The 25,806-nt window shown below is 34.7% G+C and carries 26 protein-coding genes; 18 read left to right on the plus strand and 8 right to left on the minus strand.

Going from position 1 to position 25,806, the window contains the following annotated elements; all coding sequences use genetic code 11:
* The first annotated feature begins 3 nt into the window (after window positions 1-3).
* The 9 genes from JJQ93_RS01880 to JJQ93_RS01920 all read left to right on the plus strand — a co-directional run bounded on the left by JJQ93_RS01880 (window position 4) and on the right by JJQ93_RS01920 (window position 9,819).
* The gene (locus tag JJQ93_RS01880; RefSeq protein ID WP_274892569.1) at window positions 4-1,005 is read left to right on the plus strand and encodes a LacI family DNA-binding transcriptional regulator; all 1,002 of its coding nucleotides are present in this window, start codon (window positions 4-6) and stop codon (window positions 1,003-1,005) included.
* A gap of 410 nt (window positions 1,006-1,415) precedes the next feature.
* The gene (locus JJQ93_RS01885) at window positions 1,416-2,699 is read left to right on the plus strand and encodes an ABC transporter substrate-binding protein (RefSeq protein WP_085112961.1); all 1,284 of its coding nucleotides are present in this window, start codon (window positions 1,416-1,418) and stop codon (window positions 2,697-2,699) included.
* 85 nt (window positions 2,700-2,784) lie between these two features.
* Complete coding sequence (locus JJQ93_RS01890; protein WP_085112960.1) at window positions 2,785-3,660, plus strand: carbohydrate ABC transporter permease; 876 nt, start codon at window positions 2,785-2,787, stop codon at window positions 3,658-3,660.
* Window positions 3,660-4,505, plus strand: a complete 846-nt coding sequence (locus JJQ93_RS01895; protein WP_085112959.1) for a carbohydrate ABC transporter permease — start codon at window positions 3,660-3,662, stop codon at window positions 4,503-4,505. The genes JJQ93_RS01890 and JJQ93_RS01895 overlap by 1 nt, the downstream gene beginning before the upstream one ends.
* A gap of 36 nt (window positions 4,506-4,541) precedes the next feature.
* On the plus strand, window positions 4,542-6,887 hold the full coding sequence (locus JJQ93_RS01900) for a glycoside hydrolase family 65 protein (RefSeq protein WP_284700566.1): 2,346 nt from the start codon (window positions 4,542-4,544) through the stop codon (window positions 6,885-6,887).
* Window positions 6,868-7,527, plus strand: a complete 660-nt coding sequence (gene pgmB / locus JJQ93_RS01905) for a beta-phosphoglucomutase (protein ID WP_274892572.1) — start codon at window positions 6,868-6,870, stop codon at window positions 7,525-7,527. Before JJQ93_RS01900 ends, pgmB begins: the two co-directional genes overlap by 20 nt.
* A gap of 66 nt (window positions 7,528-7,593) precedes the next feature.
* Window positions 7,594-8,364 carry a polysaccharide deacetylase family protein gene (locus tag JJQ93_RS01910; RefSeq protein ID WP_274892573.1) on the plus strand — a complete coding sequence of 257 codons (771 nt, stop codon included), beginning with the start codon at window positions 7,594-7,596 and terminating at the stop codon, window positions 8,362-8,364.
* A 237-nt stretch (window positions 8,365-8,601) separates the two neighbouring features.
* A complete protein-coding gene (locus JJQ93_RS01915; protein ID WP_085112955.1) occupies window positions 8,602-9,261 on the plus strand; it encodes a single-stranded DNA-binding protein in 660 nt (219 codons plus the stop codon).
* A 30-nt stretch (window positions 9,262-9,291) separates the two neighbouring features.
* Window positions 9,292-9,819 (plus strand): cob(I)yrinic acid a,c-diamide adenosyltransferase, encoded by a 528-nt coding sequence (locus JJQ93_RS01920; protein ID WP_013788424.1) that lies wholly within the window; start codon window positions 9,292-9,294, stop codon window positions 9,817-9,819.
* 22 nt (window positions 9,820-9,841) lie between these two features.
* On the opposite strand, the gene dapD is transcribed toward JJQ93_RS01920, so the two are convergent.
* The 5 genes from dapD to JJQ93_RS01945 form a co-directional block, all read right to left on the minus strand.
* Complete coding sequence (gene dapD / locus JJQ93_RS01925) at window positions 9,842-10,555, minus strand: 2,3,4,5-tetrahydropyridine-2,6-dicarboxylate N-acetyltransferase (protein WP_085112954.1); 714 nt, start codon at window positions 10,553-10,555, stop codon at window positions 9,842-9,844.
* Window positions 10,556-10,561: 6 nt separating this feature from the next.
* Window positions 10,562-11,317, minus strand: a complete 756-nt coding sequence (dapB, locus tag JJQ93_RS01930) for a 4-hydroxy-tetrahydrodipicolinate reductase (RefSeq protein WP_274892574.1) — start codon at window positions 11,315-11,317, stop codon at window positions 10,562-10,564.
* 13 nt (window positions 11,318-11,330) lie between these two features.
* Complete coding sequence (gene dapA / locus JJQ93_RS01935) at window positions 11,331-12,212, minus strand: 4-hydroxy-tetrahydrodipicolinate synthase (RefSeq protein WP_013788421.1); 882 nt, start codon at window positions 12,210-12,212, stop codon at window positions 11,331-11,333.
* A 32-nt stretch (window positions 12,213-12,244) separates the two neighbouring features.
* Window positions 12,245-13,228, minus strand: a complete 984-nt coding sequence (locus JJQ93_RS01940; protein ID WP_085112952.1) for an aspartate-semialdehyde dehydrogenase — start codon at window positions 13,226-13,228, stop codon at window positions 12,245-12,247.
* Between the two features lie 129 nt (window positions 13,229-13,357).
* Window positions 13,358-14,227, minus strand: coding sequence for a hypothetical protein (locus JJQ93_RS01945; protein WP_274892575.1), 870 nt, complete (start codon window positions 14,225-14,227; stop codon window positions 13,358-13,360).
* 162 nt (window positions 14,228-14,389) lie between these two features.
* Here JJQ93_RS01945 and JJQ93_RS01950 point away from each other — a divergent pair, with 162 nt between their 5' ends.
* The 3 genes from JJQ93_RS01950 to JJQ93_RS01960 all read left to right on the plus strand — a co-directional run bounded on the left by JJQ93_RS01950 (window position 14,390) and on the right by JJQ93_RS01960 (window position 16,719).
* Window positions 14,390-14,671 (plus strand): hypothetical protein, encoded by a 282-nt coding sequence (locus tag JJQ93_RS01950; protein ID WP_013788418.1) that lies wholly within the window; start codon window positions 14,390-14,392, stop codon window positions 14,669-14,671.
* A gap of 130 nt (window positions 14,672-14,801) precedes the next feature.
* Complete coding sequence (gene glnA / locus JJQ93_RS01955) at window positions 14,802-16,136, plus strand: type I glutamate--ammonia ligase (protein ID WP_085112950.1); 1,335 nt, start codon at window positions 14,802-14,804, stop codon at window positions 16,134-16,136.
* Window positions 16,137-16,149: 13 nt separating this feature from the next.
* A complete protein-coding gene (locus JJQ93_RS01960) occupies window positions 16,150-16,719 on the plus strand; it encodes an ANTAR domain-containing response regulator (protein ID WP_085112949.1) in 570 nt (189 codons plus the stop codon).
* 66 nt (window positions 16,720-16,785) lie between these two features.
* Here the strand turns inward: JJQ93_RS01960 and JJQ93_RS01965 are convergent, their stop codons facing one another.
* Window positions 16,786-18,519 carry an FAD-dependent oxidoreductase gene (locus JJQ93_RS01965; RefSeq protein ID WP_274892576.1) on the minus strand — a complete coding sequence of 578 codons (1,734 nt, stop codon included), beginning with the start codon at window positions 18,517-18,519 and terminating at the stop codon, window positions 16,786-16,788.
* Between the two features lie 118 nt (window positions 18,520-18,637).
* Here JJQ93_RS01965 and JJQ93_RS01970 point away from each other — a divergent pair, with 118 nt between their 5' ends.
* On the plus strand, window positions 18,638-19,183 hold the full coding sequence (locus tag JJQ93_RS01970) for a Gx transporter family protein (protein WP_085112947.1): 546 nt from the start codon (window positions 18,638-18,640) through the stop codon (window positions 19,181-19,183).
* Entirely contained in the window at window positions 19,184-20,152 is a 969-nt protein-coding gene (locus JJQ93_RS01975; RefSeq protein WP_274892577.1) for a polyprenyl synthetase family protein, read from the plus strand.
* A gap of 45 nt (window positions 20,153-20,197) precedes the next feature.
* Here the strand turns inward: JJQ93_RS01975 and iadA are convergent, their stop codons facing one another.
* The gene (iadA, locus tag JJQ93_RS01980) at window positions 20,198-21,367 is read right to left on the minus strand and encodes a beta-aspartyl-peptidase (protein ID WP_274892578.1); all 1,170 of its coding nucleotides are present in this window, start codon (window positions 21,365-21,367) and stop codon (window positions 20,198-20,200) included.
* Between the two features lie 107 nt (window positions 21,368-21,474).
* On the opposite strand from iadA, the gene pdxR reads away from it, so the two are divergent.
* The 4 genes from pdxR to JJQ93_RS02000 all read left to right on the plus strand — a co-directional run bounded on the left by pdxR (window position 21,475) and on the right by JJQ93_RS02000 (window position 25,377).
* Window positions 21,475-22,908, plus strand: a complete 1,434-nt coding sequence (gene pdxR / locus JJQ93_RS01985) for a MocR-like pyridoxine biosynthesis transcription factor PdxR (protein ID WP_274892579.1) — start codon at window positions 21,475-21,477, stop codon at window positions 22,906-22,908.
* Window positions 22,909-22,995: 87 nt separating this feature from the next.
* Window positions 22,996-23,178, plus strand: a complete 183-nt coding sequence (locus JJQ93_RS01990) for a spore coat protein (RefSeq protein WP_013788410.1) — start codon at window positions 22,996-22,998, stop codon at window positions 23,176-23,178.
* A gap of 11 nt (window positions 23,179-23,189) precedes the next feature.
* The gene (locus tag JJQ93_RS01995; RefSeq protein WP_274892580.1) at window positions 23,190-23,723 is read left to right on the plus strand and encodes a spore coat protein; all 534 of its coding nucleotides are present in this window, start codon (window positions 23,190-23,192) and stop codon (window positions 23,721-23,723) included.
* A 109-nt stretch (window positions 23,724-23,832) separates the two neighbouring features.
* Window positions 23,833-25,377 (plus strand): S-layer homology domain-containing protein, encoded by a 1,545-nt coding sequence (locus JJQ93_RS02000; protein WP_274892581.1) that lies wholly within the window; start codon window positions 23,833-23,835, stop codon window positions 25,375-25,377.
* Between the two features lie 14 nt (window positions 25,378-25,391).
* Here JJQ93_RS02000 and JJQ93_RS02005 read toward each other — a convergent pair whose 3' ends face one another.
* Window positions 25,392-25,799: a bactofilin family protein gene (locus tag JJQ93_RS02005; protein ID WP_085112942.1), complete on the minus strand. Its 408-nt coding sequence runs from the start codon at window positions 25,797-25,799 to the stop codon at window positions 25,392-25,394.
* Between the last annotated feature and the right edge of the window lie 7 nt (window positions 25,800-25,806).

The following is a 25,806-nucleotide window of genomic DNA, read 5'->3' on the forward strand; positions in this document are numbered from 1 at the left end:
TGTATGGCAAATATAGATGATGTAGCAAAACTGGCGAACGTTTCAACAGCAACTGTTTCAAGAGTTTTTAATAATAGTCCATACGTCAGCGAAAAGGCAAGGGAAAGTGTATTGAAAGCGGCAAAAGAGCTTGGCTATGAGCCAAGCATATTGGCTCGCAGTTTGGCCATGAAGAAGACAAACACTATAGGTTTAATAGTTCCTGACATATCTAACCCGTATTATAGTGAAGTTGTTCGCGGAATAGAAGATGTATGCAATATATATAAGTACAATATAATTCTTTGCAATGCCGATAACTCCAGAGATAAAGAAATACAGTACATTGATATGTTGAAAAGCAGATGGGTGGATGGCATAATATTCCATAGCGATTATTTTTCGGATGAAATATATGATATTTTCAAAGACAGAAAAATACCGTTAGTATTAGCTGGAAGAGCGACGAATTATGATGTGCCGTATGTAGTAATAGACAATAAAAAAGCTGCTTATGACGCTACAAAATATTTGATATCGCAAGGTCACAAAAAAATAGGTGTCATCCATGGCGATTTGAACGGTATGAAAGAAACTGTTGATAGTGTTGATAGGCTTTACGGATTTCTCGATGCTATGAAAGAAGCTGGTCTTAAAGTATATGATGAGTTGATAAAAGAAAGTAATTTTAAAGCAAAAGGTGGCTATATAGCTGCAAAAGAAATGCTAAAAGGCAGTGTTAAACCAGATGCTATCTTTGCCTTCAGTGATGTAATGGCTATGGGTGCTATTAATGCCATTTATGATGCTGGTCTAAGATGTCCGGACGATGTTTCGATAATAGGATTTGATAATCTCGACTTGGCAGAGGTGACGAGGCCAGCTTTAACTACTGTTGCGCAGCCTATGTACGATATTGGCGCTGTTGCAGCTCGCATGTTGATAAAGATAATAGACAATAAAAAAATATCTGAAAAGAGAGTTATTTTAAAGCACAGATTGATTATTCGCCAGTCCTGCATTTAAAGAAATGCACAAAAAAATTAAAAAAATAATTTAAAAACTATTGATTATTTTTAAAAAAGATGTTACAATATAACTGTAAGCGGTTACAGATTGTGTTTATTGACAGTCTATTTTAGATTGGATGATATAAAAACTGTAGCTTTTATTTGTCAAGAAACTGTAAGCGGTTACAGTTATGCTTTATTAAGCTTAAATATGGCAAGCAATCAAGTAAAACATTAAAATTGTTAAATATATTTTTTAATAGAATATTTGTTGTATCAATGCTTGCTGAATTTAAGTCAAATTTTTACTTTATGTATAATAAGTCGATATTGCTCATCTTGGAAAAACTAAAAGGAGGTGCTAAAAAAACTTCAATTGTGATTTTACAATCATCATAAAAATTAAAAAATAGGAGGAGCGTTTGTATGAAAAAAATATTAAGTTTATTAATTTCGACGATCTTAATAATTGCCTTAGTGACAGGATGTTCATCAAGCAATAATAGCAAAACTAGTCAAAATGGAACAGCTTCCAGCCAAAATAGCAAGATAACCATAACAGTGATGCAAAGCAAAACCGAGATACAGTCTGATCTCCAAACTATAATTGATGACTACAACAAATCACAGGATAAAGTAGAAGTGAAACTTTTAGGTACTTCAGGAGATAATTTTGCTACTGTATTACAATCGCAGTTTTCTGCATCACCAGAAAAAGCACCTACGATATTTACTATTGCAGGACCAGATACTCCTAAATTTCAACCATATATGGCTGAAATAAAAAATTCAAAAGCGGCTGAAATGTTGGCAGATGGAGTAAAGGACGATGTTACTGTTGATGGCAAGTTATATGGTCTTCCTTCAGCAGTTGAAGGCTATGGTTTGATTTACAATAAAAATTTGTTTAAAGAAGCAAACATAGATCCAGCATCAATAACAAGCATCGATGCATTAGTTAATGCGTGTGAAAAATTGTCAAAATTAAATGGAGTTGTTAAACCTATTGCTTTTGCGAAAGAGACATATTTCTCATTTATACATCCTTTTAACTGGGCTTTTGCAGTTGATCCAAATTACAAGACAGATATAGAGAAACTTGACAAAGGGCAAATTACTATGAAAGACATACCGAGTGTAGTGCAATGGATAAAAGATATGGATAAGATAAAACCATATACAAACAATGCACTTGATTCATACGATGATCAAGTGGCGGGATTTGCAAGTGGCAAATATGCTATGATACACCAAGGTGACTGGGTACAATCAGTCTTGGATCAAGATAAACCAAATTTTGAATATGGAATTATTCCATTCCCGACAGGTGGAAATACAAAATTAGCTGTTGGTACTGCTACTGCATGGCGTGTAAATAAATATGCAACGCCAGAACAACAAAAAGCTGCAATTGAATTTTTGGATTGGTTGATTACAAGCGATAAAGGACAAGAATATTCTGCAGATACTTTGAAGTTTATTCCAGCATACAAAGGAGTAAAGGCTCCAAAGGCTCCACTGGCAGCGGAAGTTGCTCAGTATGTTGATAAAGGTCAAATCATTCCATGGGTGTACAACAATTATTTCCCTAATGGAATAGATGTTGATGGTTCTAATGTCATTCAAAAGTATTATGCTGGACTTATAAAAAATGATGATCAATTCTTATCAGAATTGACAAATGTTTGGGTTCAAGATGCTGGCAAGTAATTAGCTTATAGGACATACTTCTTTTGCACATGGTCGAGAAGTATGTCCTAATTTAAATCAATGTGTATACGATAGGAGTGAAAATATGAAAAAAAATAGCAATACATTGACGTTTTGGCTATTTTTAATACCATCACTATTTATCTTTATAAATGTAGTAATAATTCCTTTTATATTAGGTATAATTTATTCTTTTACAGATTGGGATGGTTTTTCGTTTTTTGGTTCAAAATTTGTAGCATTTAGCAACTATTTAAAGGTGTTTAGAGATCAGAATTTTTTAAGTGCATTTTTATTGACTTTTAAATATGCGATTATTATGGTAATAGTTTCTAATATAATTGGTTTCTCTTTAGCGCTTCTTGTGACAAGAAAAATGAAGACTAGAAATATTTTAAGATCGATTTTCTTTATGCCTAATTTAATAGGTGGCTTGATATTAGGATTTATATGGCAATTTATATTTACAAAACTGTTTGTTCAGTTGGGGACTGTGTTACACGCCTCAAATATATTCTTTAATTGGATAAATGATCCTAATATGGCCTTTTGGAGCATTGTGATTGTATCAGCATGGCAAATGTCAGGATACGTAATGATCATATATATTGCAGGATTGGAAAGCATTAATCCAGACATAATCGAAGCATCTCTTATTGATGGTGCAGGACCTGTGAGAAGGCTATTTAACATCATACTACCACTTACTGTTCCTTCTTTTACCATAAGCCTTTTTATAACTTTGTCAAATTCATTTAAGCAATATGATACAAATTTATCGCTTACAAACGGCGGACCTTATGGTACGACAGAATTATTGACGATGAATATTGTGCAAACGGCATATAAGCACAATCAATATGCCATAGCTCAATCAAAAGCTGTTGTATTTTTTGTCGTAATCATGGCTATTACACTTGTTCAGGTGTATTTAACAAAGAAAAGAGAGGTTGAGATGTGATGGAAAAAGCCAAGAAGAATATGACTATTTTAGAAATATTCGGTTGGGTATTGACACTATTTGTTATATTTCCTGTTTATATTATGATTATTAATTCTTTTAAAGATAGAAAAGAAATATTTACAAGTGAATTAAGTCTACCTAAGGCCTTAAATTTCACATATTATATTCAGGCAATACAAAAGATGGATTTTTTGACTGCTTTGGGCAATTCTTTGTTTATAACAGTTACAAGTGTTGTGTTTATAATCGTGCTGTCATCGATGGCGGCATGGGTTCTCGAAAGGAATAAAACGACTATTTCCAATATTATATTTTATACATTTGTTGCAACAATGCTGATACCATTTCAATCTGTCATGATACCATTAGTGCAGTATTTAAGTAAATGGCAGATTTCGGGGACGAATTTTTCGCTGATTGATACGAGATATGGGCTTATCTTTATGAATATAGGTTTTGGCATAGGCATGTCTACATTTTTGTTTCATGGATTTATTAAAAATGTTCCGCTTGAAATGGAGGAAGCTGCTACGATTGATGGATGCAATAAGTTTCAATTGTTTTGGAGAATAGTTTTTCCTAATCTTAAGCCTATTATTGTGACTGTAGCTATATTGAATGTTATATCACTTTGGAATGACTATTTGCTTCCGTCGTTGGTATTGCGCAGTCCTAACCTTAGGACTATTCCGCTGTCGACGTTTTTCTTCTTTGGAGAATTTACTATAGAGTGGAATTTGGCATTAGCAGGTTTAGTGCTGACGATAATACCGGTAATTATATTTTACCTGTTCTCACAAAAATACATCATTAAAGGTGTCATGGCTGGTGCAATAAAATAGGTTTGTCGACTTTATTTAGAAAGCGTGGAGGTTCAGATGAAAAAATCAATATATCCTTATGATGAATGGAAGATAATAGAAAGCAAATTCCATATAGAAACAAATTATCGCAATGAAACTATTTTTTCTTTAGGAAATGGGTATTTTGGTATGAGAGGCACATTTGAAGAAGGTTATTCAGGTCCTAATGGTACATCATTTAATGCAACATACATTAACGGATTTTATGAAATCTATGATATCAATTATGCAGAAGGCGGATATGGTTTTCCAACTTACGGTGAAGCAATGGTAAATGTTGCTGATAGCAAAATTGTAAAATTGTTAGTAGATGATGAGCCATTTGACTTGTTGAAAGGCAATCTAATTCAATACGAAAGAACACTGAATATGAAGGAAGGTTTTACAGAGCGAAAGATTGTTTGGGAGACTGAAAAAGGGAAAAAGCTGGATATAACTGTAAAAAGATTGATCTCTTTTAAAAGGCAACATTTAGGTGTTATAGTTTTTAGCTTTAGACCGTTAAATTTTAGTGGGAAGATAAAATTGATTTCCGAAATTGATGGAAATGTATATTACGGGAATGAGACAGATGACATGCGAGTAGGAAACAACATGAGAGGAAAAGTCGTAAATACCATTGACAGTCACATTGATGGATATATGGGATGGTTAATGCAAACTACAAAAAGAAGTAAGCTAAAATACATTTGTTCTGTAAACCATGATGTAAAAACTGATTGCCATTATGAACTTAAAAATTACAACTCAGATGATAAAATAGGTTTTGAATTCTCTATTGATGCTGAAAAAGATAAAATTTTTCAGCTTGATAAGTTTATTTCGTACTATACATCAAGAGAATGTTTAGAGGATAAGCTTATTGATAGTTCGGTCCATGAGGTCATAAATGCTAAATCGGATGGAGTAAATATCATCTTTAAGGAGCAGTTTGATTATTTAAATGAATTTTGGACGGATGCAGATGTGGAAATAGACGGCGATATTTCTATGCAACAAGGCATAAGGTACAACGAATTTCAATTGTTGCAGTCTGTAGCCAAAAATGATATTGCGAATATATGTGCCAAAGGTCTTACTGGTGAAGGATATGAAGGACACTATTTTTGGGACTCTGATGTCTATATCATGCCATTTTTTCTCTACACAAAACCAGAGATCGCCAAAAACTTTGTAATGTTTCGATACAAATTGTTAGATGCGGCCAGAAAAAGGGCGAAGGAATTGGGATATAAAGGTGCCCTTTATCCCTGGAGGACGATAGATGGACCGGAATGTTCATCTTATTTTCCCGCTGGAACAGCTCAATATCACATAAACTCTGATATAGTTTTGGCTATAAAAAAATACGTTGAAGCAACTTTAGATTACGAATTTTTGTACAAGTACGGTGCGGAGATTGTTTTTGAAACTGCAAGGCTATGGATAAGCATAGGTGCATATATTCCTTTGAAAAATAATAAATTTTGCTTGAATTGCGTAACAGGACCTGATGAATATACGGCATTGGTTGACAATAATGCGTATACAAACTATATGGCACAAATGAACTTAGAGTACGCATACTTTGTTGCCAAGGAAATGGCTAAAAAAGCTCCGGAATATTATGCTAACATTAAAGAAAAGATTGGACTTGCTGATGAAGAGCTAAATGAATGGAATTACGCAGCACAGAACATGTATTTGCCTTATTCAGATGATTTTGGAATTATTCCACAGGATGATAGCTTTCTTTATAAAGAGAGATTGAATGCTAAAGATTTAGAAGATGAAAAGCCGCTTTTGCTTCACAGGCACTATTTAAATATATACAGATATCAGATATGCAAACAACCTGATGTCCTATTGCTTATGTACCTAAGAAGAGAATTATTTAGCATTGATGAAATTAAACGAAATTACGATTACTATGAGCCAATAACGACTCATGATTCATCGCTTTCACCAGCCATATTTAGTATTCTTGCAAATGAGATCGGATATTATGATAAAGCCTATGAATATTTTATGATGACGGCAAGAATGGATCTTGATGATTACAATGGGAATGTGAAAGATGGGATACACACTGCTTGCATGGCTGGTGCTTGGAGCGCAATCATAAGTGGATTTGGTGGAATGATGACATATCCTGATGGACTTCATTTTATGCCTAATATACCTAAAAGTTGGAAGTCTTTATCGTACAACATTAGATATAAAAATTGTAAAATACATGTGAGCATTACCCAAGAAAAAGCGTCATTTTTATTGCTTGAAGGTGAGATGTTGAAAATTCATGTTTACGATGAAGAAATAACGCTTTTGAATGGTGATAAAGTTGAAAAAGAGGTGAAAAAAGTTGATAAACAAAAGTGTTAAACATAAAGGCGTGATATTTGATTTAGATGGTGTGATTACGGATACTGCTGAATACCACTATTTGGCATGGAAAAAGTTGGCTGATGAATTAAATGTATATTTTGACAGAGAAATAAATGAAAATTTGAAAGGCATTAGCAGAATTGAGTCATTGGAGATAATTTTGAAAAAAAGCGATAAATTCTTTAGTGAAGAAGAAAAGTATTATCTGGCAGATAAAAAAAATGAATACTACAAAGAGATGATAAAGAGAATGACACCTAAGGATTTACTTCCTGGTGTAGTAGACTTAATAAAAGAATTAAAAGATAGAGGAATAAAAATAGCTGTGGCTTCTGTAAGCAAGAATGCAAAAACCGTTCTTTCAAATCTTGGCCTTATTGAGACATTTGACTACATTGTGGATGCAGAAAAAATAAAAAATGGCAAACCAGATCCGGAAATTTTCTTAAACGCTGCCGCAGGAATTGACGTTGAACCTAAATTATGTATAGGAATAGAGGATTCTAAAGCTGGTATTGAAGCCATAAATAGAGCAGGAATGGTGTCTATTGGAGTTGGCAATTATGAAACAGTGAAAGGGGCAGATATTGTCTTAAAGGACTTAAGCGATCCATTGCCAATATTAAACTTACTATAAAATAGTAATAATAACCTCCCAAAGGAATAAATTTATTATAGATTCGTAGTTGGGAGGTTATTTTTTGTGAAGATATATTATATCAAAAAAAGCGTCATCATAAACTTGTTAGCGGTTTTCGTACTAGCATTTATATCTATTTTATACACAAATTACGGTGTTCCATCTGTTATAAGTACGCTATTTAATATAAACAGACAGCTTCCGATTTACAGTGTTGATATTCCTGATAAAAGGGTTGCCATATCGTTTGACGCATCATGGGGCAGTGATAAGACAGAAAGACTTCTGCAGATATTAAAAGATAAAAATGTAAAGGCCACATTTTTTTTGACGGGGCTTTGGATTGATAAATATCCTGAACTTGTAAAAAAAATTTATGAAGAAGGTCATGATGTGGAAAACCACAGCAATACACATCCACACATGACGCAGTTAAGCGATTCGGAAATGGCAAATGAGATAAAAGCTTGTGAGGAGAAACTTGTAAAGATCACTGGACAAAAGCCTTATTTATTTAGACCTCCATACGGTGACTACAACGATAGAGTCATTGAGACAGCAAAGAGTTTAGGATATTATACTATACAATGGGATGTAGATTCGCTTGACTGGAGAGGCCTTGATACGGAAGCGATAATAAACAGGGTATTGCCGAACGTTAAAAAAGGTTCCATTATTCTATTTCACAATAATGGTCAATTTACACCTGAGGCGATACCGTACATCATTGATAAACTGAAAGAAAATGGATATCAAATAGTTCCTATAAGTCAGTTGATATATAAAGAAAATTACTATATTGATCATGAGGGCAGGCAACATAAAGAACAATAAAATTTTATTAAGTTATGCAATAATAATTGCAAAAAAATAAAATTAATGATATTATTTTGATAATGTTGAGAAAAATAATATCAAATTTTTTGCAATACTTCGTATTGAGGTTGGGTGGTTCAATGAAGTTTATTTATGTAAAACGATTAAATATTTTAATAAACCTGTCATAAATGCTCTTCTTTGTTAATATCTATATTTTAAGAAGATACACATGATGGAAGGGAGAGTAAACAGATGGCAGGTAATATATTGGGGAATAATATGGTTAATGTATCTGGTAAAATTGTAAGCGAATTGGAGTTTAGTCACGAGCTTTATGGGGAGCAGTTTTATAATTTTACGCTTGAAGTGCCAAGACTAAGTGACGCAAAAGATATGCTTCCGATTACTATTTCAAATAGACTATTTGAAGGCATAAACTTAACTCCAGGCACTAAAGTGAAAATAGAAGGACAGCTTAGATCTTATAATAGGCAATCGCCAAATGGTGGTAAAAATAGGCTGATATTGACTATTTTTGCAAGGGATATTATAGTCGTAAGTGATGATGAAAGCATTAAAAATCCTAATGAGATTTTTTTGGACGGATTTATATGTAAAGAGCCTGTTTATAGAACAACACCATTTGGGAGAGAAATATCAGATTTGCTTGTGGCTGTCAATAGACCATACAGCAAGTCAGACTATATTCCAGTAATCGCATGGGGGAGAAATGCCAGATTTTGCGAAAAGCTGAAAGTAGGCGATCGCATAAAATTGTGGGGAAGGGTACAAAGCAGAGAATATCAAAAAAAAGGAGATAATAACGAGATTATAACGAGAACAGCCTATGAAGTATCCATAACAAAAATGGAAAAAGTCAATAAAGAGGATTTGATTTTGACACAGCAATAGATATTTTACATACAAAAGGAGAGATTGTCGTTGAAAAACGGTTTGATCCAAATATACACAGGCGATGGAAAAGGCAAGACGACTGCTGCTATAGGCCTTGGCATAAGAGCTTTAGGCAGAGACTTTAAGGTATATATGGTTCAATTTTTAAAAGGGAGAGATACGGGAGAGCTTTATGTTTTAAAAAACATAGATAATTTCAAGGTTTTTAGATTTCAGTCAAGTGAAAAATTCTTCTTTCAGATGGATGAGAACGAAAAAAATGTACTTAGAGATGAGATGCATGAGGCTTATAAATTTATAGAAAATGTCATTAAAAATGAAGAGTGCGATATGCTTATATTAGATGAAATAATGGGGGTAATACAGAACAATATTTTTTCTGTGGAAGATGTGCTTAAACTCATGAAGGAAAAGCCAGATACAATGGAGATGATTTTAACAGGCAGAAATGCTCCTAAAGAGCTTATTGATAATGCAGATCTTGTGACAGAGATGAAGTTAGTTAAACATCCTTTTGAAAAAGGTATTTCCGCTAGATATGGAATAGAATTTTAAAACCCGGCTAAGCCGGGTTTTTTTAACCTCTTAAATCGTCCAATAGTTTAGTTTTTTCTCTGGTCTTTTCGTCTTTGATTTTGACAATTTTAGCAGGGACGCCAGCTACGACAGTGTTTGGCGGTACGTCTTCTGTGACGACAGACCCTGCTGCCACAACAGCATCGTGACCAACTCTGACACCTTCTAGAAGGACGGCATTAGCTCCTATAAGCACATTATCTTCAACTATAACAGGTATACTGCTTGGTGGCTCCAGCACGCCTGCTATGACTGCACCAGCGCCAACATGGACATTTTTCCCGATTATTCCTCTTGCACCGATAACGGCATTCATGTCTATCATTGTATTTTCACCAATTTCAGCACCTATATTTATGATAGCACCCATCATGATTACTGCATTTTTTCCTATTTTTACTCTATCTCTTATGATGGCGCCTGGTTCGATACGGGCATTTAAGTCTTTTATATCTAGTAATGGTATCGCTGAATTTCGCCTATCGTATTCAAGGTGATAATCCTTAATCTTGTCTTTGTTTTCATCTAAAAGTTTTTTAACATCTTCTAATTCTCCAAAAATTATTTTAAAATTGTCAGTGCCAAAAACTTTAAATATCTTTTCGTCTACATCTATGTTTCCGTTTATATAGGCTTTTACTGGTGTTGATTTTTTAGATTCCTTTATGAATTTTGCTATTTCATAAGGATTTGTCAATTCATCTTTTGAATTCAAAAGTCATCATCCTTTCTTGACAAGTGATTCCATGTCGTAAAGTCCAGGTTTTTGATTTATTAAAAACTTAGCGGCTAAAAGCGCGCCATTCCCAAATATTTCTCTTGATCTTGCAGAATGGCTGATTTTAATGATTTCGTCGTGACCAGCGAAAATCACTTCATGTTCGCCTACTACGGTGCCACCCCTTAAAGCATGGATTCCTATTTCATTTTTATCTCGCTTATCTACATTTGAGTGTCTTCCATACATATATTCCATTCTATCACCTAAAACGCTGTTGATGGCATCCGCAATAAGCAAAGCTGTTCCGCTTGGCGAATCTTTTTTCATATTGTGGTGCATTTCAAGTATTTCTATGTCAAAATTATCACTTAAAACTCTTGCGGCTTCTTTGACTAAACTTATAAGTACATTGATGCCTAATGACATGTTAGCAGACCTAAACACAGGAATATGGTTAGATGCTTCTTTTAAAGAGTTAATTTCTTCTTCGTCAAGCCCTGTTGTTGCAACGACAACAGGTAAATTTTTGCTTACAGCGGCTTTTAACAATTGCGGCACAGCGGTGTGATATGAAAAATCTATCACTACATCGGCATCCACATCTACTTCATCAAGGCTTTTGTAGACGGGAAATCCGCATTGACACTGATTTTGATCGATTCCAGCAACAACTTCAAAGTCTTGATTCTGTGAAGCCATGCTTGCGATTACTTTGCCCATTTTTCCACAGCAACCATTTATTATCACTCTTATCATTAATACAGCCTCCTCATATCAGTCCAAATTCTTTTAACGTAGTTTTCAGTGCATTTAAATTCTTTTCGGACATATCGACTAAAGGAAGCCTCAATGGTCCGACATTGAAACCCATTAAATTCATTGCCGTCTTGACTGGAATTGGATTAGTTTCTATGAACATGACGCTATTTAAAGGATTTAATTCCAATTGCAACTTTCTTGCGGCTTCTATATCTCCATTCAAAAATAGCATTACCATTTCGTGTATTTTTTGAGGCACGATATTTGCGGTGACAGAAATTACACCTATGCCTCCTAATGAAAGTATCGGCACGACTTGATCGTCGTTTCCTGAATATATTTCAAATTTATCGCCCATTATCCTGGCTATCTCAGCTATCTGAACTATATCGCTACTGGCCTCTTTTACACCAACAACATTGTCAACGTATTTGCATATTTCTAAGTATGTTTCTGGTTTCACGTTCATTCCTGTTCTACTTGGAACATTGTATATTATTATTGGCTTATCGACATTTTTGGCGATTTCTGTAAAATGTTTGACAAGTCCTGCTTGAGTAGTCTTATTGTAGTATGGTGTTATGACAAGCAGAGCATCAGCACCGACAGATGAAGCATATTTACTTAGTTCAATGCTGTGACGCGTATCATTGCTGCCAGTCCCAGCTATGACCGGGATGCGACCATTTACTTTATCAACTGCAAATTTAATTGTATCCATTCTTTCTTTATCTGTCATCGTTGACGATTCACCAGTTGTGCCACATATTATTATGGCATCTGTACCTTCTTTTATATGCCATTCTAAAAGTTCCTCTAACTTATTAAAATTAACTCCATCTTCAGTGAATGGAGTAACGAGGGCAACACCTGAACCCTTAAATACTGGCATTATTAACCATCCTTTCTCAGATCATAAAGACATCATTTAATCAAAAGCTCAGCAATTTGCACAGCATTAGATGCGGCGCCTTTTCTGATATTATCTGCAACAATCCACATATTTAATCCGCTGTATACTGTTTCATCACGTCTTAATCTACCCACAAATACTTCATCGTGACCTGTTGCGATTGTCGCAACTGGGTATATGTTATTTTCTGGATCGTCCATTAAAACTACTCCAGGAGCATTTTTTAAAATGTTCTTTAAGTCTTCCATTTGATAAGGTTTTTCAAATTCAATATTGACGCTTTCACTGTGTGAATTCTTAACGGGCACTCTAACCGTCGTAGGTGATACCTTTATAGAATTGTCACCCATTATCTTTTTTGTCTCATTGATCATTTTAAGCTCCTCTTTTGTATATCCATCAGGTAAAAATACATCTATATGAGGAATACAGTTATTTGCTATAGGGTAAGGGAAACATTGATTTTTTTCGCCATTTAATGTTCTTTCAAGGTCATCAACGCCTTTTTTGCCTGCACCAGATACTGCTTGATATGTTGAGACGACAATTCTCTTTATTTTGTATCTGTCATGAAGGGGCTTTAGCGGGACCACCATTTGAATCGTTGAACAATTAGGATTTGCTATTATGCCTTTATTCCATTTAATATCTTGTGGATTTACTTCAGGAACTACCAGTGGTACATTATCATCCATTCGCCATGCGCTGGAGTTGTCAACGACTGTTACTCCTTTTTCTGCTGCTATAGGAGCGTACATTTTACTTACTGTAGCGCCTGCTGAAAATAATGCTATCTTTATATCTCTATCAAAGCTTTTTTCTGTCAATTCTTCTACAGTGTATTCATTTCCTTTAAATGTAAGCTTTTGGCCGGCAGTTCTTTTTGAGGCAAACAAATATAAATTGTCCACCGGGAAATTTCTCTCTTCTAAAACTTTAATGAACGTTCTTCCTACGAGGCCTGTTGCACCTACGATTGCTACATTGACTCCCATTATTATCCTCCTTAAAAATAAAAATTCAATGATATAGTGCAATAAAGTAATTTTGTTATTTAAAATATATCATTATTATTATATGAAGTCAATAAAATAAGGTTATACAAAAATAACCCCTAAAAGAGGTTATTTTTGCGACTTTGATGCTTTTTCAAGCGATTTAATATCTGTCTCTAAAACGCTTGTTTTGATTTTGGTGATAGTGCTGTCTTTTGATTGTACAGCTTTTTCTAATTCACTAAGACCTGCATCAAATTTATCTGATGCGTTTTTAGCGTCTTTAGGCAATTTTATCCTTATGTTTTTCCAAATCGCTTTTATCTCATTTATATCTTTTAGTGCAATAGCCCACTTGCCTAAAGTTGAATTAAACTCAATGTCTCTGCTGTAAAATCTGAGCTTTTTAATGTCAGGAGGTGATGTCGTCTTAAAGTAATTTTCGATTTCAGGCACAAATTTGTAGACATTATTTGCAGCGATCATTGTCTCATCTAATGATTTACTGGAAGACTTTGTCGTTAGAATATTTATCGCTGTGCCTACATTGTTCAGCAAATCGGTACTGGCTCCAGCTTTTGTAGCAATAGGGCTTAAAACATTCCAATTTGTATGTATATCTTTTACAGTTTTATCTATTGTGCTCCACGATTTTTCTTCTGGTGACTGTTTTTGCTGTTTTTTATTAGCACCTTTTTCATTAGATTTTCCGCCTCCTTGGCTTTTTGATGAACTTTGCTTTTTATCCTGAGGCGCTAATGTTGTGGTTGATTGTTGAGCGCTTTTACCACTTTGGGATTCTTTAAGTTTTTTAGCTTCTTTTATTATTGTGTCGATGTCGCTTTCGATTTTGGCAAGCTCTTTCGGTGTAGACATTTTTTGAGTCGTGCTGGTTTTTTTCTGCGGAATGGGCTTTTTTTGTTTATTCTTGCAAGCAGAAAGCTGAAATACTGAAATAAATATCAATAATAGACAGACAATTTTACGATATTTTTTCATAGAATCACCTCAATAGATAGTATTGCCAGGATGTTTTAATTTAATGAACAGATAATTTTTTTAAAATTTGTAAGGTTGTAAATTTTTGTACTTGCATAAGAAAATTATGGTATAATATAATTATAACGTAGTAGCTAAAGGCTACATGAAAGGAGAGTGCGTATGTGGAATTATAAAATCAAAAAAGTGTCTGTTTTTTCTGTCTTTAAGTTCACATTGTTATACGGTGTTATAATTGGAGCTGTTTTAGGTTTAATTGGGGGTCTATTCGGGAGTATAGGAGATGCTAGATTCTTTGGTTTAGGTGTATTTGGAGGACTCATATTTGGCATAATTTATGGGGTGATGCTGGCGCTAATTAGCGCTTTTGGGACATGGATTTTCAATCTCATATCTGGTGTTATAGATGGAATAGATATTGAGCTTGAAAAAAAGGACGAATGATATTGTTATGTTGAATTTCATGTGTTATAATTTTGTAAAGTCATACTTTTAGATGGGCAATGGTGTCCTCAATGAAGGAAGATAGAGTCCTTAATTGAGTACACCTATTTTTAATTTAAGGAGGATTGCTATGGGAAACAAATACAGTGCAGAAGACGTATTGAGGATTTCTAAAGAACGTGGTGTTGAGTTCATTCATTTGCAGTTTAGCGACATCTTTGGCGTCATGAAAAATGTCTCGATTCCTATTGAAGAACTTGATAAGGCTTTAAATAACGAAATAATGTTTGACGGATCATCAATAGACGGATTCGTCAGAATCGAAGAATCTGATATGTATTTAAGGCCAGATACCGATACATTTGTAATATTCCCATGGAGGACAACAAGTGGTGTGGAGGCAAGGCTTATTTGCGATATATACAATCCTGATGGTACGCCTTTTGAAGGTGATCCAAGGTATATTCTTAAGAAAAATTTAGAAGAAGCAAAAAAATTAGGCTACACTATGAATGTGGGACCAGAATGTGAATTTTATCTGTTTTTGACAGATGAAAAAGGAAATCCTACTACAATCACTCAGGATGCAGCAGGATATTTTGATATGGCACCAGTTGATTTAGGAGAAAGCGCTCGAAAGGAAATGGTTTCTACACTAAAAGAAATGGGATTTGCAATAGAGGCATCACACCATGAAGTAGGACCGGGGCAGCATGAAATAGATTTTAAATATGATGATGCGCTTGCAACGGCAGATAATGTCATGACATTTAAAATGGTAGTAAGGATAATAGCGCAAAAGCACGGACTTCATGCGACGTTCATGCCTAAACCTGTGTACGGCATTGCAGGTTCTGGTATGCATTTGAATCAGTCACTCATGAAAAACGGTGAAAATGCATTTTACGATCCAAGCGACCAGATGGGCCTTAGCAAAGATTGCTATTACTACATTGGAGGCCTTTTGAAACATGCAAAAGCGCTAACGTCCATAACAAATCCTACAGTAAATTCATACAAAAGGCTTGTATCAGGCTTTGAAGCTCCTGTATACATTGCGTGGTCTGGAAGAAATAGAAGTCCCCTCATACGGATACCTGCTAAAAGAGGAAATTCAACAAGGATAGAGCTTAGATCACCTGATCCTTCCAATAATCCGTACTTAGCATTAGCTTGTTCTTTAGCTGCAGGACTTGATGGCATAAAAAATAAGATAATGCCGCCGTTGCCAGTTGATAAAAATATTTACGAAATGAGTGAAAGTGAATTAAGCGAATTGAATATAGAAAAATTACCTGAATCTTTAGAAGAAGCCTTAGTCATCTTAGAAGAAGATGAGGTTATAAAAAATGCATTGGGTGAGCATATATACAATAAATATGTTGAGGCAAAATGGTCTGAGTGGGATTCCTACAGGACTTACGTCACAAGGTGGGAGATAGACCAATACCTTACTAAGTTTTAAGGTAGGTGTTTTCATGAGTCAGTGGCGCATCATAATAGCTGATAGCAATGACTACAGCAGAAGCACACTTAAAGGAATGCTTTTGTCCAGTGGACATCTAGTCTATGAAGCGAGAGATGGTGGAAGCGCAATTAGGCTGTCTCGCTCCTTGATGCCTGATCTTGTTTTGGTAGATATGGGTATTGTGGGAATGAATGCTTATGAAGTAGCGCATATTATAGATAGCGACAATGTGGCACCTGTCATATTGATGACGCAGACCATTCAAAGGGGCTTTATCGAGGAAGTAAAAAACTATTCGGTATTTGCTTATTTGCTAAAACCAATCGATAAAGCAGTGTTATTAAGTTTGACTGAATTTGTTATAGAAAATCACAAAAAATATTTATCTTTAAAAAATGAGATAGAAAGCTTAAAAAAGCAAATAGAAGCCCGCAAGAAAATAGAGAAAGCTAAAGGTCTTTTAATGAAAGTAAAAAAATTAGATGAAGATGAAGCTTACACACTGATGAGGAAGATGAGCATGGACTCAACTCTTCCTATGGAAGTCATAGCAGAGAGGATATTAACTAAATACTCGTAAAAAAAGCTTAAGCACAAATATGTTTTTAATAGCAAAAAGGCTATAGGAGAAATCCTACAGCCTTTATTAAAATACATTAAGTTTTAGTTTTTTCCTTCTAACCCAGTGCTTTAATACTTTTGAAAGCCAAGGCATTACATAGTAGTCGAGACCAAATGCTCTTCCAGCGCCGCCCATTATGGCTATGGCAGTTATGACGTACCACCAGTTGTTGAATGTCGCCATACCTGATAGATAGAAATTAATATGAAGGAATATGGTTCCAAGTGCAGCAATAAACGTAAATAGTCCTGCAACAAGCAAAAGACCAATGCCTATTTCAGACAATGTTATTAGTGACTGGAAGAATATAGCATGAGGAAATATGAATTTTTCCATAAACCAGCCATACCAGGCAGGTACATTTTGCATCGGAGCTGAAGACGCACCAGCAGATAATTTAACTGATGACAGCCATCCTTCTTGTATATGTTGGATACCACTTATGATCCACATTAAACCTAAGAAAACCCTCATAAGTGATAGCCAAAACATGTTTGTAGTAACAGCTACATGGTTTTCAATTATGCTTAATTTGCCTTTATCAGGCACATCTATAAACTGATCTCTTATATATTGAGCACACATGCCGAGACCACTTAAGCCAAATAGATAATGCATATTTACAATGTGCTTCATAAATGTAGCTGGGTATCCGGAGAGTCCACCTATGCCAGATAGTTCGGCAATCGCAAACCTTCTTCCTACGGATACCATATTTCCGTGAAGATTTAGTTTAAGTTCTTTCTTTGGCGTATTTTTAATGGAAGCGGCAATATTGTATGCGGCGGCATCTGCAGACTGCAAAGCAGATTCCACCAAGGCAGGCATAGGTTTTCCATCTTCTCCTACATATGAGGCGCTGTCGCCGATGGCATATACGTACGGATTAGATGATTCCATGTATTTATTTACTACGATTCTTCCTTTTTTATCTGTATTAAGCCCAATATTTGAAACGAAGCTATTTCCTTGAATGCCGCCTGTCCAAATTAGCGTTTTTGTAGGAATTTCTTCTCCTGTTTTTAATGTGATGCCATCTGGTGTAACGCTGGTGATCATGGAATTTGTCTTGACTTCTACTCCGTTTTTGTTGAGGAAATTTACTACTTTTTGAACTAGATTTTCTCTGCTGACTGTAGGTAATATTTTAGGCAATGCTTCCACAAGAGATAGTTTAACTTCATTTCTTGGGATTTTGTATTCTTTACACAGCCTATCTACCCATTCCATGAGTTCACCTATCATTTCAACTCCGGTAAAACCGCCGCCACCGACTATGAATGTAAGCATTTTCGCTCTCTTTTGCTTGTCAGTTTCATATTGTGCCTTTTTAAACATTTCGCGAATGTGCTTGTTTATTTTTTCAGCGTCTTTTAAAGACCATAATGTAAAAGCGTGCTCTTTCATGCCAGGAATTCCAAAATAGGCTGGTTCACTTCCACAAGCTATTATAAGGTAATCATAATCGTATTCAGATGTTTCTGAGTACAACTTCTTGTTTTCTATGTCAACTTTGGTTATTTCATCTTGTACAATCTTAACGCGTGTGTACTCCAATGCCTCTTTTAATGAAACTTTTACACCTTCAGGTTTTATCCTATTTCCAGCTACTTCATGTAGCTCTGTAAGGTATGTCTGACTATCATTTTTTTCGATAAGCATTATTTCCACATCGTTGTTAAGCAAATATTTATCAAGTTTTTGTGCAGCAGTAGCTCCTCCGAATCCTCCGCCTAACACTATTACTTTAGTACCCATATAAAAACCTCCTGTTATAATTTATCTCCATCTTGATTATAGCATAATTATTTAACAAACAAAAATTTTTAGTAAATGATATCAGTTGATTAAATGTTAAAAAACAAATATAATAATTATGATGTGTTTTATAGGATTGGAGGGCATAAAACTGTCTGCTAAGAAAATTGTATATGTTTCTATATTGATTTCACAGGCATTGGTGCTGAATATAGTTGAAAGCTTTATTCCCGTCCCTATCCCTGTTCCAGGGATAAAGATCGGGCTTGCTAATATAGTTACTTTAGTAACGATATTGATGTTTGGATTTAAAGAATCCCTCATTGTGGTCATTCTGAGGACATTGTTGGCACAATTGCTTGTTGGAAATTTAACGTCATTTTTGTACAGTGTATCCGGTGGTATTTTGAGTGCATGTATTATGTTTTTTGTTTACAAGAGATACAGTAAATACTTTAGCTTAGTTGGTGTAAGTGTTTTTGGTTCTGTTGCCCACAATGTAGGTCAGCTATTTGTTGCGGCATTAATTATAAACAATTTTCTTATATTCTCCTATTTACCTGTGCTTATGATTGCTGGAATCATAATGGGCGTCTTTACAGGACTTGTGGCTAATTATTTTAAAAAATACATCAAAAATTTTAAATACGATTCTAAGTGGTAGGTGTTTGTTTTGTTTGACAAATATGAGTTTATAAAAGAAGATATGAAAAAGATAGATGAATTTATTTTGGCAAATGTCAAGACTAACTCTCCAACTATAAAAAAAGCGATTGACGATTTGGTTTTGTCTGGGGGCAAAAGGATAAGGCCACTTCTTGTAATCGCTATTGCCAGAATGGGCGAATACAGTGAGGAGAAAATCATTCCAATAGCAGCTTCTATAGAGATAATGCACATGGCCACGCTTATACATGACGATATCATTGATGATTCAAAGATGAGGCGTGGACAAAAATCGGTTCAAAGCAAATATGGTAAAGAAACAGCGGTTTTTACTGGCGATTTTTTATTTAGCCAAGCATTTAATTTGATAGCTGATATTATTTCAAAAGAAAATTTAAAATTAATTGCGAAGGGCGTTAAGGCTATTTGTGAGGGAGAAATTGAACAATTTGATAATAGATATAATTTGGATTTGAGCATTAAAAAATATCTAAAAAGAATTTATAGAAAAACTGCTTTATTATTTGCAATTAGCTGTGAATCTGGTGCATCGCAGGCAGGACTTCCAAAAGAAATGATAAGAGCCATGAGGCATTTTGGTTTAGAAATAGGTACGGCATTTCAGATTGTCGATGATATTCTTGATTACGAAGGTGTAGAAAGAGTTGTAGGAAAGCCTTTAGGCAGTGATCTATTAAACGGAATATACACGTTGCCTCTTATCTATGCGCTTAAAACGGATCGCAAGAAGGTAATTGAGGGGATTTTGAGGAAGAGAGATTTAAGTAGAAGAGATGTAAACCGCATAATAAAAGAAGTAAAGTTGAGTGGTGGCATAGACTATGCAAAAGAACTTGCTCTTAAATATGTAAAAAAAGCTATCAAGTATTTGGAAGTGATACCAGATTGTGAGCAGAAAAGCTTAATGATGGATATTGCTGATGATGTATTGAAGAGGAATCATTGATTTTTGATAAGCATGATAAAAGGACATTTTCAAAAAAATGTCCTTTTACTCGAATGTACCTTTTTTTACGATTTCATTGAATTTAATCATAAATTTGCCTTTTGCTATGACTGATGAAATGTTTAAATTTCTGTCCAGAACTACAAAATCGGCATCAGAATTTTCTTTTATGCAGCCCTTTTTAGGGTATAAAAGAAGCACTTTGGCCACATTTTCGGTTATTATTTTTATGGCAGCTTCAAGTGGCAAGACACCATTTGCAATTATTTCTTTTAAATCTCTGTAAAGTGTCATTGTACTGCCAACCATTACTTTAATAAGTTTTTTGTTTTCATCAAATACAGGTATGCTTCCATTGCTGTCAGAGCTCATGGTCACGTTATCTAACGGTAGATTGTTTTCTACAATCTTTCTTACTGCATCTATTGGCTTAAGTGCAGTTTTGGAGTTTTCATCAGGTTTTATATCTGATGTTAAGTCGATACGGCCTCCCATCTTTAAAAATTCCATTGCTTGTGAAAAAAGATGACCATTTCTATTTACATGAGTTGGAATAAACTGTGTGATTGGTATTTCAGTATTTTTGACGATGTCTATAATAGGTGTAAGACCTCTTATGCCATCGCCGACGTGCAAATGTACAATTCCTGGTTTATTTCCTAAGAGCCCACCGACTCTGGCTTCTGCTGCAAGTTTTGTTAGATCTTGTACTGTTGGCTGAGCTGATCTGTGATCAGAAATGGCAATTTCGCCAGTGCCTAACACTTTATCAATTATCGCTACGTCAGATCTGACGCTATTAGTAAGTGTTCTCGTAGGAAGCTCATAAGCACCTGTGTATATATACGTGGTAAGGCCTTCTTCCTCCAATGCCCTTGCTTTTGCCAGCAATTCTGTCATGCTTCTTGTTATGCCATCTGCACCTAAAAGCCCCACAACTGTTGTGATTCCAGCTTTTGTGAGTTCTGTTAGCTTTATCTCAGGGGTTCTTGTTGCAGGACCTCCTTCGCCACCGCCGCCTGCAATATGCACATGTTGATCAATAAAACCAGGCACAATTATATGCCCGCTTAAGTCGATGGTTGAAAGTTCGGGAAAATCTCTTATATCGATGTCTTTCGCTATTTTGACAATCCTTTCGTTACATGTAAGTAAGTCCATTTTGCCGATGTATTTTGGTGCATAAACTTTTGCACCTTTTAATAATAAGAACATTTTTTTCACCTTCTTTACAGTTTTTTTCTTGCAAATTAGTTTGTACAAAATCGTTATTATTTATGTTATCATTAAATTGTATCGAAACAAATTGAGAGGTGTTGAAGATGGTGAATTTTTCAGTAGATAAAAATAAGTCTACTCCACTTTATATACAGATTTTTAATCAATTTAAAAAATACATTGAAAATGGCAGTATCCCACCAGGTTACAAATTGCCAACCATACGTTCATTAGCTAAAGAGTTGGGTGTAAACAATGTTACTGTCATAAATGCATATAGGCTACTTGAGGCAAATGGGTATATAGAAAAAAGAGTCGGTAGTGGAACGTATGTATCTGAAACTGTTAGACAATCAGAAATGCCTATCGAAGATATAAAAGCTTTGGAACATGGACAGATACTTGTAAATAAAAACATGATAAATTTTTCTTCATCGTCTCCAAACCCTGAGCTGTTTCCGGTTGAAGATTTTAAAGTAATTATAAACAAAGTTTTGGAGAGAGATGGTGGATACGCATTTGAATATCAAGATACAAAGGGGTACATGCCACTTAGAAAAGTCATTGCAGAGTTCATAAAGAAAGATGAGGTAATCATCGATTACGAAGATGTACAAATTATCTCAGGCGGACAACAGGGGATAGATGTTGTATCAAAAGCGTTGATAAATTTTGGTGATTGTGTTTTTGTTGAGTCACCTACGTATTCATGGGCTATAGCATCTTTTAAATCAAGAGGAGCCGAAATTGTAGATATAGAACTTGAGAAGGATGGAATTAATGTAGATATGTTGGAGGAGAAACTGAAGATTTTCAAACCAAAATTGATTTACACAATGCCGGTTTTTCAAAATCCAACTGGAATTTCGTACAGCGTGGAAAAGATGAAAAAACTCATCGAGATTGCATACAAGTATGATACTTATATTGTGGAAGACGATTTTTCAAATGAGTTAAATTTCAGCAATAATAAGCATTTGCCATTAAAAGCCTATGACAAATACGATAGGGTAATATATATAAAAAGTTTTTCTAAGATATATATGCCGGGATTGAGATTAGGGTTTATATTATCTCCTAAAAATCTTATAAATTCTTTTGCTGAAGCAAAATATGTTACGGATTTATCAACATCCGGTTTGATGCAAAGAGCATTTGAGATCTATTTGAAAGAAGGAATGTGGGAAAAACATGTAGAAGTATTTAAAAATACCATGAAGAATAGGTTTGATGAGATGAAACGCCTTTTGCTTGACAATAGCTATTTTGAGATTAATATTCCAGATGGAGGGTTTTATTTTTGGATAAAATTGAAAGAGAGTATTTCTGCAAAAATGATATATTTAAAATGTATTGAAAGAAATGTTTCTATTGTTCCAGGAAGTATATTCTTTTCTAATAAAATAGATGATTCGCATATAAGATTAAGCTACGCGTCGTGTGAAGTAGATAAAATAAGAAAAGGCATACTAACTATTGAAGAAGTCATTAAAGATATTGATGAGGCGGGAAATAGTGAATATATTCCAATCGTTTAAAAGCGCTTTAATGCGCTTTTTTTTGAATTAAAAAAAAGCAACTACAAATAATAAATATGCAAAAATAACTGAGGAGGAGGTAAAAATATGGCATTAACTCAAAAAGAACTTGGATATATTTCGGATGAACTTGCATCAGAGCAATTGATAATAAAGAAGTATCAGACGGCTGTGAATCAAGTGACAGATCCACAGCTTAAAAATGTGTTTCAAAAAAATATAAACGTGCATCAAAATCATTACAACTCTTTATTAAATTTATTGAAATAGGAGTGATATAGATGGGTAGAAAAAGTGCAAAGGTAAATACTACTGCCATGAATTCAGCAGCTATGCCGGATATGTCAGGTGGCAGTATTAGCAAACAGATAGATTCATATACAAATTCCAATTTAAAAAATGTGTCGACAAATGCTACTGCAACTGGCAGCATAAATGCTACAGGTATGCCTAATGATTATTCGCCGGCAGGTAGCATAAGCAGGGCGATCGACAATGCAACGATGCAGAATCTAAGCAGTGCAAGCGGTAAGAATCAAACTTACACAGCAAGCACATCTCAAACATCAACTCTTACGGATAAAGATATAACTGCAGACTGTTTAAAGTCAGAAATACTCTTACTACAATCTTACAACAGTGCTTGTATAGAAAGTGCAAATCAAAATGTATATTCTAGCATTAAGAATATACTAAATGAAGAACATGATGTCCACTATGAGATATTCAATTTGATGAAACAAAAAGGGTGGTATCCTGTAAGCAATGCAAATCAACAGGATATCGTTAATACCAGAAATATGTTTCAAGGATAAATGAGGCCTTTATGGGCCTCATTTACTTTTGTGGGAAATTTATACGGTTGAAGATATATGCTTGCCAATGTTATCATATATATTGAAAATGCACAAGGGGGATTTTGGCATGCGTATAAAAAAAGCTTTTTTTATGCTTATAGCAGCTTTTATAGTTCTATCTTTGTTTTTATTTAATTTCGCTAAAACCAGCGCATCAGAGAGGATTGTGTATGCTTATGCGACACATGATTACGATGCAGATAATAGTTCTTACGACTCTTTTATACAAAATGAATCAAATATCAATTATGTAATAACGTTTACTTACGGAATTGATGAAAATGGAAATCTAAACGGTACTGAAAATGATGTGATAAAAGATGAAGCATTAAAAGACAACGTGACACCTCTTTTACTTATTCACAACATGAGTGGAGGTACATTCGACAATAGCCTGATACATTCCGTTTTAAATAATGTATCTGCAAGAAATAATTTGATTGATAACATTGTAGGTGCAGTAAAAAACGGAGGGTACAAAGGAGTTAATATTGATTTTGAAAATGTTGGATACAACGACAGACAAAACTACAATCAATTTTTATCAGATTTGAAATCAAAATTGGCCGCTGATAATTTGATGCTTACTGTTGCTATACCTGCCATGACTGCGGATAGTCCATCGAGTTTTTGGGCGGGAGGTTTTGATTATGCGGCAATATCTAAAATAGCTGATAAAATTATCATAATGGCTTATGATCAACATTGGTCAGGTGGAAGCAGCGGCCCAATTTGCTCGTTTGATTGGCTTCAAAATGTAACTAACTATGCTTTATCGACGATTGATAAGGATAAAATAGTTATGGGACTTCCGGCATATGGATATGACTGGTCTTCAACTGGAACGACTTCCGTTACGGAAGACGATGTAAAAAATTTGATTGGTATGTATGGTGGCAATGCCTTATGGGATAATGTATATAAAGAACCATATTATATATACTACAAAAATGGAGTAAAGCACACAGTATGGTTTGAAAATTCTTATAGTTTTAAGCTAAAATTAGATTATCTTTCATCAGTGGGGATAAACAGCATATCTTTCTGGAGGCTTGGTTACGAAAGCCAGGATTTTTGGGCAGCTATTGAAGGCAATACAGTTGATTATTTTGGAGACATATTTGCAAGCTGGGCGAGGGATGATATCAACGATATGGCGATGCTTAAATATGTCTCCGGGTATGGTGATGGTACATATAGACCTAATAATTACATAACAAGAGCAGAATTTGTTACATTGCTTTTAAGAGTAATGGGAATTAGTGAAGAGCTTGGTGAAGGATTTTGGGATACGCAGCAGAGTTTTGCAAGAGATGCCATAGCGACAGCGAAAAAACTTGGAATAGTAAGTGGTTACGACGATGGCAGCTTTAGGCCTAATAACTACATAACAAGAGAAGAAATCGCCGCTATAATTGCTAAAGCTTACGGTTACAAACCGTATTCCAATAGTTCATTTATTGACATAAACAACAGTTTTGCCAAATACGATATCATCGCTTTGTCAAATAGGGGGATTATATCTGGATACGATACATATCACTTTATGCCGAAAAATTTTGCGACGCGGGCAGAAGCTACAGCGATACTTCATAGACTTCTAAAAAAATAAGGAGCTTTAGCTCCTTATTTTACATCTTTTTTCTTTTGTTGAGTTTCGGCATTCTTTTCTGCTTTTTTATTCATTTTGCATTTTCCATCAAATATTGCGCCTTCGTCAATAATGAGATTTTGAACCTCTATGTCACCGTATACTTTTCCAGTGGATGTTATCTGCACTTGATTTTTTATTGTAAGATTTCCAACTATCTCTCCAGAAACTGAAATATTATCAGCTTTTATATCAGCTTCTATTTTTGAATTTTCACCGACAATTAAATTGCCTTCTACTTCAACTTTTCCAGTAACTAATCCGTCGATTCTCATAGTGCCCTGAGAAGAAATGTTTCCTTCTATTTTTGTGTTTTTGCCAATTATTGTATCGATCTTATCAGTATTTACATCAAATGTATTAGCATCTTTTCTTTGAAACATAGTACAC

This window comes from Thermoanaerobacterium sp. R66, assembly GCF_028895185.1.
Lineage (GTDB): Bacteria > Bacillota > Thermoanaerobacteria > Thermoanaerobacterales > Thermoanaerobacteraceae > Thermoanaerobacterium.

Coding starts and splice junctions, on each gene's coding strand:
- glnA (WP_085112950.1), top strand. CDS start 14,802: ATGGGAAACAAATACAGTGCAGAAGACGTATTGAGGATTTCTAAAGAA.
- JJQ93_RS01890 (WP_085112960.1), top strand. CDS start 2,785: ATGAAAAAAAATAGCAATACATTGACGTTTTGGCTATTTTTAATACCA.
- JJQ93_RS01885 (WP_085112961.1), top strand. CDS start 1,416: ATGAAAAAAATATTAAGTTTATTAATTTCGACGATCTTAATAATTGCC.
- JJQ93_RS01995 (WP_274892580.1), top strand. CDS start 23,190: ATGGGTAGAAAAAGTGCAAAGGTAAATACTACTGCCATGAATTCAGCA.
- iadA (WP_274892578.1), bottom strand. CDS start 21,367: ATGTTCTTATTATTAAAAGGTGCAAAAGTTTATGCACCAAAATACATC.
- JJQ93_RS01945 (WP_274892575.1), bottom strand. CDS start 14,227: ATGAAAAAATATCGTAAAATTGTCTGTCTATTATTGATATTTATTTCA.
- JJQ93_RS01990 (WP_013788410.1), top strand. CDS start 22,996: ATGGCATTAACTCAAAAAGAACTTGGATATATTTCGGATGAACTTGCA.
- JJQ93_RS01950 (WP_013788418.1), top strand. CDS start 14,390: ATGTGGAATTATAAAATCAAAAAAGTGTCTGTTTTTTCTGTCTTTAAG.
- JJQ93_RS02000 (WP_274892581.1), top strand. CDS start 23,833: ATGCGTATAAAAAAAGCTTTTTTTATGCTTATAGCAGCTTTTATAGTT.
- JJQ93_RS01915 (WP_085112955.1), top strand. CDS start 8,602: ATGGCAGGTAATATATTGGGGAATAATATGGTTAATGTATCTGGTAAA.
- JJQ93_RS01940 (WP_085112952.1), bottom strand. CDS start 13,228: ATGGGAGTCAATGTAGCAATCGTAGGTGCAACAGGCCTCGTAGGAAGA.
- JJQ93_RS01880 (WP_274892569.1), top strand. CDS start 4: ATGGCAAATATAGATGATGTAGCAAAACTGGCGAACGTTTCAACAGCA.
- dapA (WP_013788421.1), bottom strand. CDS start 12,212: ATGCCAGTATTTAAGGGTTCAGGTGTTGCCCTCGTTACTCCATTCACT.
- dapB (WP_274892574.1), bottom strand. CDS start 11,317: ATGATAAGAGTGATAATAAATGGTTGCTGTGGAAAAATGGGCAAAGTA.
- JJQ93_RS01960 (WP_085112949.1), top strand. CDS start 16,150: ATGAGTCAGTGGCGCATCATAATAGCTGATAGCAATGACTACAGCAGA.
- JJQ93_RS01900 (WP_284700566.1), top strand. CDS start 4,542: ATGAAAAAATCAATATATCCTTATGATGAATGGAAGATAATAGAAAGC.
- pdxR (WP_274892579.1), top strand. CDS start 21,475: ATGGTGAATTTTTCAGTAGATAAAAATAAGTCTACTCCACTTTATATA.
- JJQ93_RS02005 (WP_085112942.1), bottom strand. CDS start 25,799: ATGTTTCAAAGAAAAGATGCTAATACATTTGATGTAAATACTGATAAG.
- JJQ93_RS01970 (WP_085112947.1), top strand. CDS start 18,638: ATGATGTGTTTTATAGGATTGGAGGGCATAAAACTGTCTGCTAAGAAA.
- JJQ93_RS01965 (WP_274892576.1), bottom strand. CDS start 18,519: ATGGGTACTAAAGTAATAGTGTTAGGCGGAGGATTCGGAGGAGCTACT.
- JJQ93_RS01895 (WP_085112959.1), top strand. CDS start 3,660: ATGGAAAAAGCCAAGAAGAATATGACTATTTTAGAAATATTCGGTTGG.